The 18,357-nt window shown below is 57.3% G+C and carries 20 protein-coding genes; 16 read left to right on the top strand and 4 right to left on the bottom strand.

Going from position 1 to position 18,357, the window contains the following annotated elements; all coding sequences use genetic code 11:
- Positions 1–18: 18 nt before the first annotated feature.
- Both ABR39_RS05130 and ABR39_RS26340 read left to right on the top strand, forming a co-directional pair.
- Positions 19–1,914, top strand: a complete 1,896-nt coding sequence (locus tag ABR39_RS05130) for a methyl-accepting chemotaxis protein (RefSeq protein WP_047346040.1) — start codon at positions 19–21, stop codon at positions 1,912–1,914.
- 382 nt (positions 1,915–2,296) lie between these two features.
- Positions 2,297–2,485: a hypothetical protein gene (locus tag ABR39_RS26340; protein WP_346417656.1), complete on the top strand. Its 189-nt coding sequence runs from the start codon at positions 2,297–2,299 to the stop codon at positions 2,483–2,485.
- Between the two features lie 89 nt (positions 2,486–2,574).
- Here the strand turns inward: ABR39_RS26340 and ABR39_RS05120 are convergent, their stop codons facing one another.
- Positions 2,575–4,077 (bottom strand): FliC/FljB family flagellin, encoded by a 1,503-nt coding sequence (locus ABR39_RS05120; RefSeq protein ID WP_047346039.1) that lies wholly within the window; start codon positions 4,075–4,077, stop codon positions 2,575–2,577.
- A 300-nt stretch (positions 4,078–4,377) separates the two neighbouring features.
- Between ABR39_RS05120 and fliD the strand changes: the two genes are divergently transcribed.
- From fliD to ABR39_RS05105, 3 genes are read left to right on the top strand one after another with little or no spacing between them, the layout of a single operon-like run.
- Positions 4,378–5,853, top strand: coding sequence for a flagellar filament capping protein FliD (gene fliD / locus ABR39_RS05115; RefSeq protein WP_047346038.1), 1,476 nt, complete (start codon positions 4,378–4,380; stop codon positions 5,851–5,853).
- Between the two features lie 41 nt (positions 5,854–5,894).
- Positions 5,895–6,302 (top strand): flagellar export chaperone FliS, encoded by a 408-nt coding sequence (fliS, locus tag ABR39_RS05110; protein ID WP_047346037.1) that lies wholly within the window; start codon positions 5,895–5,897, stop codon positions 6,300–6,302.
- Positions 6,295–6,615: a flagellar protein FliT gene (locus ABR39_RS05105; RefSeq protein ID WP_047346036.1), complete on the top strand. Its 321-nt coding sequence runs from the start codon at positions 6,295–6,297 to the stop codon at positions 6,613–6,615. Before fliS ends, ABR39_RS05105 begins: the two co-directional genes overlap by 8 nt.
- Before the next feature lie 206 nt (positions 6,616–6,821).
- Here ABR39_RS05105 and ABR39_RS05100 read toward each other — a convergent pair whose 3' ends face one another.
- The 3 genes from ABR39_RS05100 to flgA all read right to left on the bottom strand — a co-directional run bounded on the left by ABR39_RS05100 (position 6,822) and on the right by flgA (position 8,345).
- Positions 6,822–7,265, bottom strand: a complete 444-nt coding sequence (locus tag ABR39_RS05100; protein ID WP_047346035.1) for a flagella synthesis protein FlgN — start codon at positions 7,263–7,265, stop codon at positions 6,822–6,824.
- 17 nt (positions 7,266–7,282) lie between these two features.
- Complete coding sequence (gene flgM / locus ABR39_RS05095; RefSeq protein ID WP_047346034.1) at positions 7,283–7,576, bottom strand: flagellar biosynthesis anti-sigma factor FlgM; 294 nt, start codon at positions 7,574–7,576, stop codon at positions 7,283–7,285.
- A 70-nt stretch (positions 7,577–7,646) separates the two neighbouring features.
- Complete coding sequence (gene flgA, locus ABR39_RS05090) at positions 7,647–8,345, bottom strand: flagellar basal body P-ring formation chaperone FlgA (RefSeq protein WP_047346033.1); 699 nt, start codon at positions 8,343–8,345, stop codon at positions 7,647–7,649.
- 237 nt (positions 8,346–8,582) lie between these two features.
- Between flgA and flgB the strand changes: the two genes are divergently transcribed.
- From flgB to flgL, 11 genes are all read left to right on the top strand, one after another.
- Positions 8,583–8,993: a flagellar basal body rod protein FlgB gene (gene flgB, locus ABR39_RS05085; RefSeq protein WP_082132625.1), complete on the top strand. Its 411-nt coding sequence runs from the start codon at positions 8,583–8,585 to the stop codon at positions 8,991–8,993.
- A 6-nt stretch (positions 8,994–8,999) separates the two neighbouring features.
- Entirely contained in the window at positions 9,000–9,404 is a 405-nt protein-coding gene (flgC, locus tag ABR39_RS05080; protein WP_047346031.1) for a flagellar basal body rod protein FlgC, read from the top strand.
- An 8-nt stretch (positions 9,405–9,412) separates the two neighbouring features.
- The gene (locus tag ABR39_RS05075; RefSeq protein WP_047346030.1) at positions 9,413–10,117 is read left to right on the top strand and encodes a flagellar hook assembly protein FlgD; all 705 of its coding nucleotides are present in this window, start codon (positions 9,413–9,415) and stop codon (positions 10,115–10,117) included.
- 26 nt (positions 10,118–10,143) lie between these two features.
- Complete coding sequence (gene flgE, locus ABR39_RS05070) at positions 10,144–11,349, top strand: flagellar hook protein FlgE (protein ID WP_047346029.1); 1,206 nt, start codon at positions 10,144–10,146, stop codon at positions 11,347–11,349.
- A 9-nt stretch (positions 11,350–11,358) separates the two neighbouring features.
- A complete protein-coding gene (locus ABR39_RS05065; protein WP_047346028.1) occupies positions 11,359–12,093 on the top strand; it encodes a flagellar basal body rod protein FlgF in 735 nt (244 codons plus the stop codon).
- A 19-nt stretch (positions 12,094–12,112) separates the two neighbouring features.
- Positions 12,113–12,895: a flagellar basal-body rod protein FlgG gene (gene flgG / locus ABR39_RS05060; RefSeq protein ID WP_047346027.1), complete on the top strand. Its 783-nt coding sequence runs from the start codon at positions 12,113–12,115 to the stop codon at positions 12,893–12,895.
- Positions 12,896–12,955: 60 nt separating this feature from the next.
- Entirely contained in the window at positions 12,956–13,642 is a 687-nt protein-coding gene (locus ABR39_RS05055; RefSeq protein ID WP_082132624.1) for a flagellar basal body L-ring protein FlgH, read from the top strand.
- 1 nt (position 13,643) lies between these two features.
- Positions 13,644–14,771 (top strand): flagellar basal body P-ring protein FlgI, encoded by a 1,128-nt coding sequence (locus tag ABR39_RS05050; RefSeq protein ID WP_047346025.1) that lies wholly within the window; start codon positions 13,644–13,646, stop codon positions 14,769–14,771.
- Positions 14,771–15,691 carry a flagellar assembly peptidoglycan hydrolase FlgJ gene (gene flgJ / locus ABR39_RS05045; RefSeq protein ID WP_047346024.1) on the top strand — a complete coding sequence of 307 codons (921 nt, stop codon included), beginning with the start codon at positions 14,771–14,773 and terminating at the stop codon, positions 15,689–15,691. Before ABR39_RS05050 ends, flgJ begins: the two co-directional genes overlap by 1 nt.
- A gap of 108 nt (positions 15,692–15,799) precedes the next feature.
- On the top strand, positions 15,800–17,437 hold the full coding sequence (gene flgK / locus ABR39_RS05040; protein WP_047346023.1) for a flagellar hook-associated protein FlgK: 1,638 nt from the start codon (positions 15,800–15,802) through the stop codon (positions 17,435–17,437).
- 10 nt (positions 17,438–17,447) lie between these two features.
- The gene (flgL, locus tag ABR39_RS05035; RefSeq protein WP_047346022.1) at positions 17,448–18,341 is read left to right on the top strand and encodes a flagellar hook-associated protein FlgL; all 894 of its coding nucleotides are present in this window, start codon (positions 17,448–17,450) and stop codon (positions 18,339–18,341) included.
- Positions 18,342–18,357 lie beyond the last annotated feature (16 nt).

Below are 18,357 nucleotides of genomic sequence, written 5' to 3'. Positions count from 1 at the left end.
CTACGAGTATTTCATATTATGTTTTCTTCCCTTCAAAGCAGGGCCATTTTGCTGGTCTCGGCTTTCTTTATCTTATTGAGCCTCATTACCCTCTGGGTTGTTATGTACTTCATTGCGCCCGCACTGCTGAAAGACGAATACCGGCGCGTGCACTATCAAATTAACCAGCACACCGCCGACGTGACGCAGCTGATGTCACGGGTACAGGCGCAGCAGCGCGCGCTGACGGAAACCGTCGCGCAGCTCGACAGCATGCAGATCGACCGCCTGCTTCCCGCCCTGGTGAACCAGAACGGTGACAGCACCCTGTTTGGCGGCGGCGTGTGGCCGCTGCCGGGGAAGCGCGAGCCAGGAGTGGAGAAACACAGCACGTTCTATGCCCGCGACAGGCAAAACCAGCTGCAGCTGAACAGCACGTGGAATCAGCCCGGTGCGCCGCCGTACTGGCAGCAGCCGTGGTTTAAAGCCGGAATGCGCGCGGCAAAAGGGCAGTGTGCCTGGGCCGAGGCCTATATGGACGCCGCCAGCCCGCAGCCGAGAACCAACTGCGCCATGCCGATCTGGCGCGACGGGGCGCTGTGGGGCGTGGCGACGCTGGATGTGACGCTGGGCTTCTTTAACCAGCTGGCGCGGGAGATCGCGGAGCCTCTGCAGGGAGGCGTGCTGATTGTCGAGGCCAACGGCAGCATTATCGGCTACAGCCGCGCCGCTGGCACCGCGTCCGAGCTGAAAAATATTAATGACCTGCCCGGAGATGAAATTGCCCTTCTGCAGGAGATGCTGGCGCAAGGGGCTGGCAGCTACATCGAACGAACCTATGACGCTGACGATGGCGAACACACTATCTTTCTCTCCCCGATTGCCGGCAGCCCGTGGTTTGTGGCAACCGACACCCAAACTGGCCTGCTGAACCAGCAGACCAGTAGTATTCTGCTGCGCCTGGGGATGGTGCAGATCCCGCTGCTGCTGCTGTTGGGCCTGGTCTTGATTCTGACCGTGCGCTTTATGATGCGTAACCTCCAGACCGTGAGCGACCGTCTGGCCGCGCTGTCCGCGGGCGGGGCCGATCTGACCCTGCGCCTGCAGGAGAGTCGCTCCCGGGAGCTGAACGCTATCGCCGACAATGTGAATACCTTTATGCGCTATCTGCAGGGACTCTTGCAGCAGGTGGGGGCGAGCACGCGCACGATTGCGGCGGCGTCTCACCGGATTGCAGAGGGCAACGTGGCGCTCTCATCACGTACCGAAGAACAGTCCGCCTCGCTAACGCAGACGGCGGCGTCGATGGAGCAGATTGCGGGCATCGTGGGCAATAACGCCGACAACGCGGCGCATGCCGACCAGCTGGCGACGCAGGCAGCCGCGGTGGCGCAGCAGGGTGCAACGCTGATGAATGCCGCTGTCGAAAAGATGAGCCACATTGAAGCGTCATCCCTGCGCGTGACCGACATCGTCGGGGTGATCGATGGTATCGCGTATCAGACCAATATCCTGGCGCTGAATGCCGCGGTCGAAGCGGCGCGCGCGGGCGAGCAGGGACGCGGTTTTGCCGTGGTGGCGGCAGAGGTGCGAAGCCTGGCGCTGCGTTCCTCCAGTTCAGCGAAGGAGATCCGCGAGCTGATTAACGACGCGGTGATCGGCGTGCAGGACGGCAGCCGTCTGGTGCAGGAGGCCGGGGAAACCATGAACGCGCTGGTGACGTCGGTTAACGACGTTTCTGCGCTGATGGAAGAGGTCAAAACCGCCAGCCGCGAGCAGAGCGTCGGTATTGAGCAGGTGAACGTGGCGGTCTGTCAGCTGGAAAGTGCCACCCAGCAGAATGCCGCGCTGGTGGCGGACGTGTCGACGACGGCGAAGGCGATGGAAGAGCAGGCGGCAGAGCTGGAAAGCGTGGTTAACCGGTTTAAGGTGTGATGCGGTGCGCTCTGTCAGAATTGCCCGGCGGCGCTGCGCTTGCACGGGCCTACGATGACGGGGCGACAGAATTAATATCGTTGCGAAATGTAGGCCGGGTAAGGCGAAGCCGCCACCCGGCACAAATCTGGAAGGCGCCTCGCAATCCCACAAGTAACCCTCTCTACTCTCTCTTCACACGAAAATTTCATTCACCATCTCATCGCCTTACCGCTTCCGGCCTCAGCCAACCTTTTTGACGTGGCTGATCTCTGTGCGGCCTTTGTAAGCGCGCTGATTGAAGCTGATTGTGTGAGCGAGCGCCACGCACTCTGCGGACGCCTGCTGCATGCCCTGGGGGAGTTGGAACGTCTGTGCGATGACGAGTTGATTACGCAATTCATTGCCGGAAAAGCCGCGCCGTCCTGTATGCCAGCGTGCTGGCAGACCGGTTAACTATGCCCAGGCGCTGGCACAGGCGATTGTGGGGAATACCCTGCCGCAGGGTGTGAATGACGCGCTGACGGGACTGCTGCACGACATGGTGTATCTGCTGGTGGATTTTGTGAGGGAACCTTATCTGCAGCCTTAACGCTACGCACAAAAAAAAGCCCTCCGCCAGGGAGGGCAACCGCGCGTGAGACACGCGCGTAACGACAATGTAAGGTGGTTTGTTACAGATTAACGCAGCAGGGACAGTACGTTCTGCGGAACCTGGTTAGCCTGGGCCAGTACGGACACGCCAGCCTGCTGCAGGATGTTCGCACGGCTCATGGCGGACACTTCCACGGAGAAGTCAGCGTCCTGAATACGGGAGCGCGCTTCGGTGGTGTTGATGATGTTGGTGTTCAGGTTCGCAATGATGGAGCTGAAGCGGTTCTGAACGGCACCCAGGTCGGCACGGAAGTCAGAAACGACGGTCATTGCTTTATCCGTGTTCTCCAGCAGTTTGTCAGCAGCCAGTTGACCCGCACCCTGCTGGATGGCTTCAGCATCGCCGAAACGAGCATCATCTTGGGTGTCTACTGCCCCCGTATTGTCCAGCGTGAAGGTTTTCACCTCACCCTCTTTATTCATCGCGTAGTAGGTACCAGCAGGAGCGGAACTATCCGCGGCGAAAATTTTCATTTTGGAGGTTGCCATGTCTCCGCCGAACAGAGCGGTGGACATGTCTTCCAGCATATCTGTGGTGAGGCTCATGTCAGTACCTGCGCCTGTTACGCTATCACCCACAGCGAGCTGCTTCATGTTGGACACATCGCTTTTACCGTTCAACAGCATGTCTTTATCGGCACCGGTAACCTCGGTAAAGGAACCTGCAGGGACAGTATCGATTTCTGCGGTTTCATTCGGCGCCGTACCGACTTTTTTAAAGGTAAGCTGACCAATGTCTAACTGGAAGAGCTTATCAGCTGTTTTGTCATAAGCAAAAGTTTCGCCGGTTTTGTCATTGAAACGGAATTCAATATCGCCTGCCGCTGCTGCGCCCACTGCCGTAGCTACCACAGTAGCATCAGCAGTTTGGTTAATTTTCCAATTAAGCGTATCTGTACCAACAGTTACTTCAATGCCAGTGTCAACGCCATTACCTTTAATCACAGCAGCTTCTTCATACTTACTGGTGCTGCCCATTTTAATGCCGATGGAGGCAAAGTCTTCCATGAACGTATCCAGACCCAGGGTCTCAAGGTCCAGCTTGTTCAGTTTGATGTTTATTGTGTCTGAATCTTTATCACCGATCTGGATGGTGATCTCTTCACGGGAGCCGTCAAACACGTTCACGCCGTTGAAGTTAGTTACGTCAGCCACGCGCTGGATCTCTTCCAGACGGGTGCCGATTTCTTTCTTGATGGAGTCCAGGTCGCTCACAGAGTTGGTGCCGTTTTTCGCCTGCACGGTCAGCTCGCGGATACGCTGCATGTTTTCGGTCACTTCTTCCAGCGCGCCTTCGGTGGTCTGTGCCAGAGAGATACCGTCGTTGGCGTTACGTGCCGCCTGGGTCATACCGCGAATAGAGGAGGTGAAGCGGTTAGAAATTGCCAGGCCCGCCGCATCGTCTTTGGCGCTGTTAATACGCAGACCGGAAGAGAGACGCTGAATCGCTGTACCCAGGGAAGACTGAGATTTGTTCAGGTTGTTCTGAGCCATCAGGCTCAGTGCGTTGGTATTAATGACCTGTGCCATTGTTATATCCTTCTAAGTAATTACGACTGTAAGTAATATGCGTTCGTTGATGCGCATACTTACTTCATCGGGGGAAATAAAATTGGCTAAATTATTTTTTTTGATTTTCTTATAAAATGGCGAATTGCCTTCACTATTGCGCGCATTTATACAAATAGCCTGTGCTAATTGGCAAATAAGCGCATAAAAGTGCATTTGGCACGCCTGCGTGTTGTTGCGGTATATATGAAAAATTAAACTTCCTTCTCTATTACCCGATGGAAATAGTGAGCGCTATTTCATTTGTGGAGGAACACTATTATGGCTGCAACAAATTTTCTGGGCGTCGGCTCCGGCTTACCGTTTGAGCAATGGCTGGCGGACGAACGCAAAGGTATTACGCAAAAACTGAATCCTTATCTGCAAAAGCAGAGCACCTATAAAGGACAAATTTCGGCATGGGGGTCGATCTCCAGTTCATTAAGTACCCTGAAAGACAATCTCGGTAAGCTGGAAGACGAAGGGTTTAACGGCGTTAGCGTCAGCGACAACAAAACGTTCAAGGCGACGGCGGGAAGTGGTGCGATACCTAATAGCTATTCCATCGCCGTGAAACAGCTGGCGAAAGCGCATCAGCTGGCGGTAGAGCATGACTCGCGTGATAAAAAGATTGGTGATTCGGGTGCGAAAGTGACCATTACCCTGAAGGAGGGTGAAAAACCGCTGGAGCTGGACTTAAAGAGTGATGAAACCTCTCTCGATCAGATTGCCAAAAAGATCAATGAGCAGAAAGGCGACGTGGTTGCGGAAGTGATCACCCTTGAGGACAACAAGCACAAGCTAGTACTGACCTCGAAAAAAACCGGTGAAGCCGGGGACATGACGATTAAAGTGAGCGGCAATACGGATTTGCAGAATAAGCTCGAAAGAGCAGATGTTGAAACCGAATCGCAAAACGCGGAAATGTTTCTCAATGGAAAACTTGTCACCCGCAGCTCTAATACCGTCGGCGATTTGATTGGTGGTGTGACGCTTGAACTTCGAGAAGTATCGGAACTAAAGGAATCTGGGCTCGATCCAAACGACCCAGAGAACTACAAAACAGAATCCCTCACCATCACCGAAGATACCTCAAAGGTGAAAACGCTGATTGAGGAGTTCGTTAAGAACTACAACAGCTACCTCAGCACCGTCGCCAGCGCCACCAAATACACCGCCCCCGATCGTGACAGCAGTTCGGGTGCGATTGCTCAGCCCGATCCCACCAACGGCGCGCTGTTTAGCGACGGTTCGCTGCGTCGACTGACCAGCCAGATGAAAGCCACCGTAGGCGGTCAATACCCTGATGCGGATGCTGTGATCCAGTCTCTGGGCAGTATCGGCATCACCGTCACCTTCGACGGCAAAATCGGCGATGAACGTACCGGTACGCTGGGCACCCTGACCATCGACAGCAAAAAGCTGGATGCCGCCCTGAAGGACAACCCCAAAGCGGTGGAGGCATTGTTCCTCGGCAAAGGGGGCAAAGAGGGGATTAAAGACCGCCTGGAGGGGATCTTTAATACCTATCTTGGGGATAAAAGCGCGATCGCGAAGAAAGACGGCGTGATCGAAACTGCGCTGGAATCCCTGCGCGAGCAGGAAAAGCGTATAGGTAAGCAGATCACGGCCGTTGAACGACGCATTGAAGAGACCATGCTGCGCAGGGAGAAAGAGTACCAGCGTCTCGATAAGGCCATGAGCGATATGAACAATATGAGTACCCGTTTACAGCAGTCGCTGGCGGGGCTGGTTTAACCGATAACACCGGGCAGCGTGCTGCCCGGCAGGATTTGACGATGTACACGAAAACGGGCAACAGTGCCTACACCGCTGTCTCACTCGACAGCGAGATCGCCGGCGCTACGCCGCACCAGCTGATCGTTCTGCTGTATGACGGGGCGATTAACGCCATGAAGCGGGCGGAGATTTACTTCCAGTCGGGCAATATTGCCCGTCGCGGCGAGATGATCTCCCGCGCCATCAATATTATCGACAACGGTCTGCGCGCCGGGCTGGACCACGAGAAGGGAGGGAACATCGCCGAAGAGCTGGAGAGCCTGTACGAATATATCTCCCGCACGCTGCTGGAAGCGAATCTCAACAAATCCGGCGACAAGCTGCCGCACCTTATCGCCCTGATGACGGGAATGCTGGAAACCTGGCAGGCCATCGCCCCACAGCACAAACAGGTGAAGCATGGATAACAGTGTGATTGAGCTGATTGAACAGCTGCTTGTCAGCAACGCAACGCTGCGCCAGCTTGCCGATGCCGGCGAATGGGACGCGTTTTTTGACGAGTCCGTGGCCTATAGCATGGGGATGAGAACCCTGTGTGACATCGATTTGACCCAGCTGGCGCAGCACAATAAAGCGCAGGTCAGCGCCCGGCTGTCCACGATGCTGGAGAACGATGCGCTTCTAACGCGTGCGATTCAGGGACGTCTGGCGTCGATCAGCAGCGAACTCTCCGCCATGCGCAAAACCAGCAGCGTGGCAAAAGCCTATTCGGCCGTTTAACTCTCCCCCACCGGATGTGCGCTTTGCTTACCCGGCCTACTCAACCCGTAGGCCCGCGCAAGCGAAGCGCCGCCGGGCAAAAAAACACTCCGCTGCTTAATGATTGCCGGATGACGCTTCGCTTACCCGGCCTACGAAACCTGCAGACCCGTGCAAAAAAAAGCCCGCCAGAGGCGGGCAAAAGAGGACAACGCAGACAGGAACGATCAGATGCTGATGTTGTATTTGCGGCCTGAAGGCAGCTGGCTGGATTCTCCCGCAGGTCCATACAGCGCGCTCGCGTGGCCAACGTGGGCGATGGCTTTCTGGATATGCTGATTTTTCTTCATATGGCTTTGCAGCAGCGACTCCACCTGCTGATTGAGGGCCTTGGTGCTGCGCACCTTTTCGTGCACCTGCTGCCAGCTGGCGAACAGCTTGCCGAGCCCAGGGTAGGGGGCTTCGGTGCCACAGCGCTGCTCCTGCTGACGGCGCATATCGTCGTAATACTGCAGGGTCGTCAGCAGCTGGTTTTTGTTATCTGCCAGCACCTGCAGCGACACCGGGTTGATCTGCATGCGGTTGAGCTGATTGACCTCTTCAATCATGATCGCCTCCAGTTCATCCAGAGACGTTTTCATCTGCGCAAGTATTGGGTAAAGCTTGTCCATAGGGGGCCTGCTCACGGTTAAAACTGAAACATGTCCTGCACCATCGCCTGAGCGATTTTCTCAGGCTCAATGCGCAGGGTACCTGCCGAAAGCGCGGCGCGCAGTTCGGCGACGCGCGCATAGTCCACGTCGCGGCTGTCGTCGGTCTGGATCGTTTTGGTTATTTCGCTCAGGGTGACGTTGGTGTTGTCGCGCGTGTCTGAACGCTTTGCCGCAGCGTCGCTTTCCTGGGGCTGCGTGCGGGCGCGCAGATCCTGAGTCGGGGCGATTTTGGTTATCGGAGCGGTGCTCTGGCTGCTGTTAATGCTCATGGGTGTCATCACGGAATCAATTTATGTACTCAATATTTGTTTCATCGGTGATTCACAGAAAAGCTAAAATTTATTGTTGTGAAATAATCATCACCTGCCCGTCAGCGCCCACTTTCCCACTGACGGTGCGCCCGCCCGCCGTTTTGACTTTGAGCAGATCATCCACCGCCGCATTGTTGAGCGCCTTGCCCTGGCTGCGAATACGAAAACCTGCCCCAGTGGTCACCAGGTCAACCGTCTGTCCGGCGCGCAGCCGCCACTGCTGGCGCAGCTGGCTCTCCAGCAGCGGTTTCCCGGCGGTGATGGCGCGCGTCAGGCGCTGGCCGATAATCTCGTCGGCGTTGAAAATTAACCCGCCGGGCTGATTGTCCAGGCTGCCGGTCACCGGCTCGATATCGCTGCGCTGGACAATCGCCCCGCCGGGCAGGCTTTGGCTTGCCACCCACCAGGTGCCCTGAGCGCTGATGCGTACCGGCAGAAAATGGCGACGCGCACCACACTGTGCGAGCACGGTGCGTTTGCCGGTCAGACGGCTGTCGCGCCCGACCAGGCTCATCTCCGGGTTATCGCAGACGGCGGCCAGCTGCGCGGGCGTGGCGAGCAGCGTGGCGGTGCGCACAATGTCGCCGCCGTCTTCTGGCTGTGGGATCAGGGCATCCAGTTTAAGCATTAGCCGCTGCTTTGCCGTCTGGTCAGACGGTACGCTGGCGACGGCGGAGGCAGAACAGAGCAAAACGGCCACCGCCGTGCTGATTAATCGGAGCTTCATCGTATTGCCTTAATAATATCTGTGATGGCTAAATTATATACGCAGGGGCCTGGGTTTTATTGCTTCAAATAATGACACTTTTGCAGGTAATTAAATCCATCGTCGCCTTAACGTTATTAGGATTGTTTCTATTTCCCTAAATAGGCTTATTTCTGTCGGGTCTTTGCAGTGTGATATTTCACCGGCCCTGTCTACACTATCGCAGTTTAAATAATGCAAGACAGGAGTCCTGTTGTCATGAATAAACTTGATGACGCCTTTCGCTTTCAACAGCAGGCGTTAGGTTTGCTGTCGCGCCGCCAGGATATATTGGCGTCAAATATTGCGAATGCCGACACGCCGGGATATCAGGCGCGAGATATTGATTTTACGCAGCAGCTGAAGGCCGCGATGGAAAATAACGCCATGGCAAAATCTCCGGTGTCGCTGGCATTAACGTCTGATAAGCATATTGAAGGTAAAGCGATGCCGTTTGACGACGCGAGTTTGCTGTATCGCGTACCGGATCAGCCGAGTGCCGACGGTAATACCGTGGATATGGATCGCGAGCGCGTCAATTTCGCGGATAACGCCGTGAAATATCAGTCGGGACTGACGTTCCTTGGCGCGGATATTAAAAAAATGATGACTGTGCTCAGTCAGGGGTAATAAACGATGTCGCTCTTTAGCGTATTTGATATTTCGGGTTCGGCGATGGCCGCCCAGTCCCGACGCCTTAACGTCAGCGCCAGCAATATGGCCAACGCCGACAGCGTGGCGGGGCCGGACGGGCAGCCGTATCGCGCGCGTCAGGTGGTGTTCTCCGTCGACGCGTCAGCCGGTCAGGAGATCGGCGGCGTACAGGTGAGTGAGGTGGTGGAGAGCAGCGCGCCGGACCGCATGGTCTATGAGCCGGGCAACCCGCTGGCCGACGAGCAGGGCTACGTGCGGATGCCCAACGTCAACGTGATGAACGAAATGGTAAACACCATTTCCGCCTCCCGCAGCTACCAGGCCAACGTGGAAGTGATGAACTCCGCCAAAAGCCTGATGCTGAAAACAATAACGCTTGGTCAGTAAGGACGCATATGGCGGTTTCTTCGATTAACAACAACAGCGGTGCAGGTGGCACCGGTACCGGCAACAGCGCGGCCGACCTGTCGAACCAGTTTATGACGCTGCTGGTTGCGCAGATGAAAAACCAGGATCCCACCAACCCGATGGATAACAACCAGCTCACCTCGCAGCTGGCGCAGTTCAACATGGCGGCCGGCGTGGAGAAGCTCAACACCTCCGTGGCGGGCGTACAGGCGATGATGGTTCAGCTCGGCAGCATGAGCGCCTCCTCCTGGGTGGGCCGCAGCGTGCTGATTGAAGGGGAGGCGAAGGTCTCCTTTGGCGAGCCAGAAGGGATTGGCATCCAGCAGGTCGGCGCTCGCCCTGGCGGATCGGACGACTTCCACTTCGTGCTGACGGGCGATGCCGAAACGGTAACCGTCACCCTGCACGACGGCGGAGAGGCATTCACCGCAGAGCTGAAAAATGTGAAGCAGGGGATGAATACCTACAACCTTGATGACCTGGAAAACTTCAAGCCGGAGCCGGGGCCATCACGCGACAGGGAATACACCATCAGCTTTGAAGCCAGCAATCCTGAGGGGGAAAACCCGGAAGTGATTGGACTGGTTCAGGATCAGGTTCAGGGCGTCACGATGGATCCGAGCGGGCCGATTCTGCATCTGCTGAATAACGATCCGATCGGCATGAACAAAGTGTTTGTCATTCAAAAATAATCACGACTTACTTCTGGACATTAATTATGGGTTTTTCACAAGGTCTTAGCGGTTTAAGTGCTGCCGCAAAAGCACTCGATGTAGTGGGTAACAATATCGCCAACTCCCAGACCGTGGGGTTTAAAGCCGGCTCCGTCTCCTTTGCCGATCTCTTTGCGGGTTCAATGGGAATGGGGGTGCAGGTTGCCGGTGTGGATCAGAATTTTGGTGACGGTAACCTGATGAATGGTTCTTCCGCGCTGGATATGGGGATCTCCGGCCGGGGCTTTTTCCGCATGGTTGATCAGTCGGGCAGCGTCTTTTACGGGCGTAACGGCCAGTTTGAGCAGGATGAAAACGGTTTTATTACCAACAAAACGAATGGCCTGTTTTTGACCGGCTACCAGGCAACGGACGGGGTGATTAACCCGGGTGCCCAGGTCGGGCCGATTCGCATTCCGACGGATGATATGCCGCCAGCGGCGTCGACAGCGGGGTCGTTGACAGGCAACCTGAAGTCTGGCTCAGAAAAACTGGATTCGAAAAATTTCGACGCGACCAAGCCTGAAACGTACAACTACGTTAGCGAAGTGGAAACCTTCGACAGCCTCGGTAACCGGCATGCGATTAAAGTGTTCTTTGTTAATGATGGTGATGGTAACTGGAAGGCTTTCGCCCAGGACTCAACTTCGCCAGAAGGTGGCGATGAGACTAAATTTACCGAAATTGCGCTGGAATTTGATGAATTCGGTAAGCTCAAAAATTCCGCTACTGGCGTCATTAAAGGGGACGCTTATAACGGGGCTGCGGGTCTGTCTGTGACGCTGGATTTAGGCGCACTTACGCAGTTTTCAAGCGACTCGCAAATCATACCGGGCGAAATCGACGGCCAGGCGCCGGGTAAATTCAATAGCTACCAGGTCAGTGATACCGGCGAAGTGATCGCCATCTACAGCAACGGTAAGCGTCAGACCGTGGCGCAGGTGGTGCTGGCCGATTTTGCCAACGCGGGCGGCTTGGAGCAGCAGGGCAACAACCTGTGGGCGGAAAGCGTGCAGTCCGGCCAGCCGTTCCTCGGCACCTCCGGCACGGGCAGCTTCGGCAGTATCGAAGGCGGCATGCTGGAAACCTCCAACGTGGATCTGGGCAGCGAAATGGTCAACATGATCGTCTACCAGCGCAACTACCAGTCCAATTCGCAAACCATTAAAACCCAGTCTGAAGTGCTGCAGACGCTGGTTAACCTGCGCTAAGGCTGAACGATGGATCGCGCTATTTATACCGCCATGAGTGCCGCCAACGCGGCGCTCAACCGCCAGGCGGTTACCTCAAACAATCTGGCGAACAGCTCCACCGCCGGTTTTCGTTCCCAGCTGGCGGCCTTCCGCTCGGTGCCCATCGAAGGGGAAACCCTGCGCACCCGCGCGCTGGTGGCGGAGTCTACGCCGTTCCACGACACCACCATGGGGCCGATCACCCACACCGGCCGCAGCCTGGACGTGGCTTTGCCGCAAAACGGCTGGCTGGCGGTAGCGATGGACGACGGCAGCGAAGGTTATACGCGCAACGGCGCTATCGAAGTGGATCAGGAAGGGGCGCTCAGCGTCAACGGCCGTCCGCTGATGGGCGACGGCGGGCCGCTGGAGGTGCCGCCGCAGTCTCACGTCACTATCGGCAGCGACGGCACCGTGTCGGCGCTCGGCATGGGCGATGACCCGACGGCGCTGGTGCCGGTGGGGCGCGTCAAGCTGGTCAATGCTGACATGAACAGCATGGTCCACGGTGACGACGGCCTGTTCCGCGCCGCGGAAGGCGTACTGGCCCAGGATGAAACCCTGCGCCTGACGCCGGAGGCCATCGAGGGCAGCAACGTCAGCCCGGTGCAGGCCATGACCCAAATGATCGCCAACTCCCGCGGCTTCGACATGAACATGAAGGTGATCCGCACCGCCGACGAGAACGCCCAGAAGGCCAACCAGCTATTAAGCGTGAGCTAAGCTCGCGCAAGGAGTCACTATGATTCGTTCCTTATGGATCGCAAAAACCGGGCTGGAAGCACAGCAGCTCAATATGGACGTCATCTCCAACAACCTGGCGAACGTCAACACCAACGGCTTTAAGCGCCAGCGCGCCGTGTTTCAGGACCTGCTCTACCAGAACTTGCGCCAGCCCGGCGCACAGGCCACCGAGCAGAACACCTTGCCGAGCGGCCTGCAGTTAGGCACCGGCGTGCGCCCGGTTTCCACCCAGCGGGTGCATACCCAGGGCGGGATGAACCAGACCGGCGATGAGTACGATGTCGCCATTGAAGGCGAAGGCTTCTTCCAGGTGCAGATGCCGGACGGCAGCACCGCCTACACCCGCGACGGCCATTTTGGCAAAAGCCCGGACGGGCAGCTGGTGAATGCCGAAGGTTATCCCATTCAGCCGGGGATCGTCATTCCGCAGGATGCGCAAAAGCTCACGATTGGCAGCGACGGGATCGTCAGCGTGAAGGTGCCCGGCCAGGCGGAAGAGCAGCAGATTGGCCAACTGACCTTGACCACTTTTGTGAACAACGCGGGGCTCGAAAGCATCGGCGGCAATCTCTACAAAGAGACCCAGTCGTCCGGCGCGCCGAACGAGCTAAACCCGGGCATGGAGAGCGCGGGCACGCTGAAGCAGAGCTACGTGGAAATCTCCAACGTCAACGTAGCGGAAGAGCTGGTGACCATGATTCAGGTGCAGCGCGCCTACGAAATCAACAGTAAGGCGGTGTCGGCATCTGACCAGATGCTGCAGCGCCTTTCCCAGCTGTAATCCTCTCTGGCCGCTCGCGCGGCCAGACACTTTATCGACACTGAAATGAAAATATTGTCTATGCACATTCCGGCAGCCGCGCTGCTGGCAAGCACGCTGCTGCTCGGCGGCTGCGCGCACATCATGCAAAAGCCTCTGGTTGAAGGCCCGACAACGGCAGCACCATTACCGATGGCACCGGCAGCGACCGGCGGCTCACTGTTTCAGGCAGGGCAGGGGATGAACTACGGCTATCAGCCGATGTTCGAAGACCGCCGCCCGCGTAACGTGGGCGATACGCTGACGATCCTGCTGCAGGAGAACGTGAGCGCCAGCAAAAGTTCCTCCGCCAGTGCCAACCGTAATGGATCGGCCGGAATGGGGCTGATTGCGGTGCCGACCAAGCTCAACAGCTGGCTGGGCGACGGCAAAGCGGATTTCGAAGCCGAAGGTAAAAACGATTTCGCGGGTAAGGGCGGCGCTGCGGCGCGCAATACCTTTACCGGGACCATCACCGTGACCGTCAAAGAGCTGCTGCCCAACGGCAACCTCGGCGTGGTGGGCGAAAAGCAAATTGCTATTAACCAGGGTACCGAGTTCATTCGCTTCTCCGGCGTGGTGAACCCGCGCACCATCAGCGGCAGCAACACCGTGCCGTCCACCCAGGTGGCGGATGCCCGCATTGAGTACGTCGGCAACGGCTACATCAACGAAGCGCAGAACATGGGCTGGCTGCAGCGCCTGTTCCTGAACCTTTCTCCTTTCTGATATGACCATGAAAAAAGAATCTATCCTGTTTTTTCTCAGCATCCTGCTCTACGGCATGATGCTGGCGATACCCAAAGGGGTACACGCGGAACGCATCCGCGATCTGGCGACGGTGCAGGGGGTGCGTTCCAACTCCCTGATGGGCTACGGCCTGATTGTCGGTCTCGACGGTACCGGCGACCAGACCATGCAGGCGCCGTTCACCGGACAGAGCCTGAACAACATGCTCTCCCAGCTGGGGATCACCGTCCCGGCGGGCACCAATATGCAGCTGAAAAACATCGCAGCGGTGATGGTCACCGCCGAGCTGCCGCCGTTTGCCCGTCCGGGCGACAAGCTGGACATCGTGGTTTCCTCGGTGGGTAACGCCAAAAGCCTGCGCGGCGGCACGCTGCTGATGACCCCGCTGAAAGGGGCGGATAATCAAATCTACGCCATCGCGCAGGGCAATATTTTGATCTCCGGCGCAGGCGCGCAGGCGGGCGGCAGCCGCGTGCAGGTGAACCAGCTTAACGGCGGACGCATCAGCGCCGGAGCAACCGTCGAGCGGGAGGTGCCGAACGATTTCGCCAGCCAGAACATCGTGCGTCTGCAGCTGAACGAAAGCGATTTCTCGCTGGCGCAGCAGGTCAGCGACGCCATTAACCAGCGCTACAGCGGCGGGGCGGCGTTGCCGGAAGATGCCCGCACCGTGCGCCTGTTTGCGCCGCCGGACGGCCCGTCCCGGGTGCGTTTTCTCGCCGATATTCAGGATATTCCGGTGAAGGTGAACGTGCAGGACGCGAAGGTGATCGTGAACTCGCGCACCGGCTCGGTGGTGATGAACCGCCACGTGTCGCTGGATTCCTGCGCGGTAGCGCACGGGTCGCTGACGGTGGAGGTGATGCAGAACAACATCATCAGCCAGCCGGACACGCCGTTTGGCGGCGGCGAAACGGTGGTGGTGCCGCAAACCGATATCTCGGTGCGCGATAGCGGCGGCTCGCTGCAGCACGTGCGCAGCAGCACCGATCTGAACGCGGTGATCCGCGCCCTGAACAGCCTCGGCGCCACGCCGAACGAGCTGATGTCGGTTCTGCAGGCGATGAAAAACGCCGGCTGTCTGCGGGCGAAGCTGGAGGTGAACTGATGAACGCCTTCGATAAATTCGACCAGCCTGCGTTTGACGTTCGCTCGCTGGACACGCTGAAACGGGAGGCCGGGCGGCAAACGCCCGGCGCGCTGAAGGCGGCGGCGAAGCAGATGGAGGGCATTTTCGTGCAGATGATGATGAAGAGCATGCGCGATGCCACCTTCAAGGACGATCTGCTGAGCAGCCAGTCTTCAGAGATGTACACCGCGATGCACGATCAGCAGATTGCGCAAAATATTGCCGGGAGTGGTCAGCTCGGCTTTGCCGATCTTATCGTCCGCCAGTTGGGGGGCGAAAGTGATGCCCCGGTTGTCACCCCGCCGGGGCGCGAAGTTTTACGCCCGGGGCTGTCGCCTGCTCCCGCCACCGGCCCGCTGCGTCTGCCTGCGCAGGTTTCCTTTGCCCAACCTTCAGAAGGCGCGCATCCGTTTATTGCCCGCATGCTGCGTCCGGCCCAGGCGGCCGCGCAGCAGAGCGGGCTGCATCCGCATCTGATCCTCGCCCAGGCCGCGCTGGAGTCCGGCTGGGGGAAACGGGAAATCCCCGCCGCCGACGGCAGCCCGAGCCACAACCTGTTCGGCATTAAGGCCACGGGCGACTGGCGCGGCAAAACCACCGAAATCACCACCACGGAATATATCAACGGCGTGAAGCAGAAGGTGAAAGCGGCGTTCCGCGTCTACGACTCCTACGAACATGCGCTCTCGGACTACGCGAAGCTGCTGACCAAAAACCCGCGCTATCGCGGCGTGGTGCAGTCAGATTCCGCAGAGCAGGGGGCGAAGGCGCTGCAGGCGGGCGGTTACGCGACCGATCCGGCCTACGCCAAAAAGCTCATCACCATTATTCAGAAGGTAAAAGGCGATATTCAGCAGGGCGTGAACGCCTATAAAAACGATATCGACAACATTTTCTGAGAAAGATGTTTTAGAGAATTTTTGAATCACCGATGAAATAAAAAGAGCCATGAACTTTCTGGCCCGGACGCGAACCCCGGGCCCGCAATCAGGGAATATCCAGAACGTATGAATAACCTATTTAATTTAGCCAGAAATGGCATCAGCGTGGCGCAGGCCGCGATCCGGGTGACCGGTGATAATCTGACCAACGGCCCATCCGGCAACTATAGCCGCCGCAGCCTGATCATCGGTGAGCTTGGCGGCATGTCGACCCCCCAGGGTTTTTATGGCTATGGCGCCCGCGCCAGCGGCGTAGAGCGTGCCTATGATGCGTTTGCCAACAATCAGCTGCGGGATTCACTTTCCAGCTATGCCTCCTTTACCGGACGGATGGAGCAGCTGGCGGATATCGATAACATGCTCGCGGATGAATCGGATAACGTCTCCGTGTCACTGGGCAAGCTGTTTAAGGATATGGCGACGCTGAGCGGCGACCCGGCGGATGGCCCGGCGCGTGCGGCGGTGTTTACCTCCCTCGACGTGCTGGCCAACCGCTATAACGCCAGCGCCAAACGCCTGTCCGGGCTGGAAAAGAGCACCAACACCCAGATTGAGCGCAGCGCCAAAGAGATCAATACCTATACCGAACAGCTGGCAGAGCTTAACAAGCAGCTGGAGCGGGCACAGGGCAGCGGTACGCCGCCTGCCGACCTGCTCGACCAGCGCGATGCGCTGCTGGAGGGGCTGAGCGAGCAGCTGGGGATTAGCGTAACCGAGGATCAGATCTCCGGTCGCGTGAGCGTCACGCTGTCCGATGGGCGTCCGCTGGTCTCCGGCGGTACCGCCTACAAGCTGGAAACCTCTCCGTCAGATGCCGATCCCAACAAGATGATTGTGTCCTACGTGGACGCGAACGGCAAAGCGTCGCCGCTGGATGAAAACGCCATCACCAAAGGTCGTCTGGGCGGGCTGTTCAAATTCCGCAATGAGGATCTCGTCGTTGCGCGTCAGGATCTGGACCAGATCGCCTTTATGATGGCGCACCGGATGAACGAGCAGAACCGGCAAGGGTTTACGGCGGACGGTGCTCCGGGCGACGATCTCTTCTCACTGCCGGATATCAAGGCCATTGCGAACGCGAAAAACCAGGGTACAGGTAAACTGGATCAGGTCAGGGTGACCGATTTCGAAAAAGTAAAATCTGAGAATTACGAGATCACGTTCAATGACCCTGACTGGGTCGTCAAGGGGGCCGACGGGCGTACGGTATCGCTTGAGCCATCCTCAAGGGATACGCTGAAATTTGATGGCATAGAAATAAAAGTCCCTCTGGCGGGAGCCGTCAAGCCGGGGGATACCTTTACCCTGAACCCAATGGCAGGCGCAGCCGAAGGCATCAGCCGTAAGATCACCAGTGCGCAGGACTTTGCGGCAGCGGACGCGGCGGGTGAAGAAGGTAACAACAAAAACCTCGAAGAGATGCTGAAGATCCAGAATGAAGCATTAATTGGCAACAACACGCTCAGCGAAGCGTATGCCAGCCTGGCGGGCAAGATCGGTGAAAGTGCGCGCGAGGTGAAATCCTATGCAGTCAGCGCCGAAAGTGATTTACGCACTAAATACGACACCAAACAGGCGCTCTCGGGCGTCAACATGGACGAGGAGCGCATCAATCTGGATATGTTTGGGCAATATTATCGTGCCAGCGCGCAGCTGCTGAAAACCGCCACGGATATGTTTGACGCCCTGCTGGCCATCCGATAAGGAGAAGAGAATGCGATTAAGTACACTGTATATGTACAAGCAAAGCGCGGAGTCGATGACGAAGCGCATGAGCCAGAGTAACGACGTTTATCTGCGGATGTCAGCGGGTAAAACGCTGCTCAAAGCCTCGGATGACCCGACCGCCGCGACGGATGCGGTAAAACATCAGGACGCGCTGGCGAAGCTGGAGATGTACAGCAACGTGCGTTCCCGCGCGCGCAGTGCGCTGGAGTTTCAGGACAATATTTTGAACGGCGTGGGAAATCTTATGACCACCACCCTGAAGGAAAAAATGGTGGCGGCGGGATCGGATGCCTATTCTGACGACGATCGCCGGGCGCTGGGAAAAGAGATTGAGGGGATCCGCGCGAATCTGCTGGATTTAGCCAACAGCCGCGACGCCGCCGGTCGCTATATTTTCAGCGGCTTTAACACCGATACGCCCGCGTTTGATGACGCGGGGGCATATCAGGGTGGGGATGAAGCGCGTAAGCAAACCGTTGCCGACGGAACCGAGATGCAAACCGGCCATCTCGGCGATGAGATCTTCAAGGACATTTTTGCGCTTCTCGACAAAGCCGTTGAAGAGCTAATAAAAGAAGATATTGACTACGACGCTATGCGAGCCGCGCTTGAAGCTGCCAGCAAAGGCATAGATGCGGGCATCGACCGTCTGGGTAAAGCCCAGGCCGAGCTGGGTACCAACCTGCAGCAACTGGACGCGCTGGATCTCACCGGCGACGTGCTGATTAACGACACCATTGTCAAAGTGCAGGATGCCATCGGTGCCGATACCAGCATGCTGGTGACGCTGGTGTCGGAGTCGCAAATGTCCGAACTGGCCTTTAATGCCTCGATGTACGTCTACAAAAATATGCAGAAAATGAATCTGTTTAATATGTGACGTTCCAGACCGTTTA

The organism is Enterobacter genomosp. O (assembly GCF_001022965.1).
Classification (GTDB): Bacteria; Pseudomonadota; Gammaproteobacteria; order Enterobacterales; family Enterobacteriaceae; genus Enterobacter; species Enterobacter cloacae_L.
This window is presented reverse-complemented; position numbering and strand designations above follow the sequence as displayed.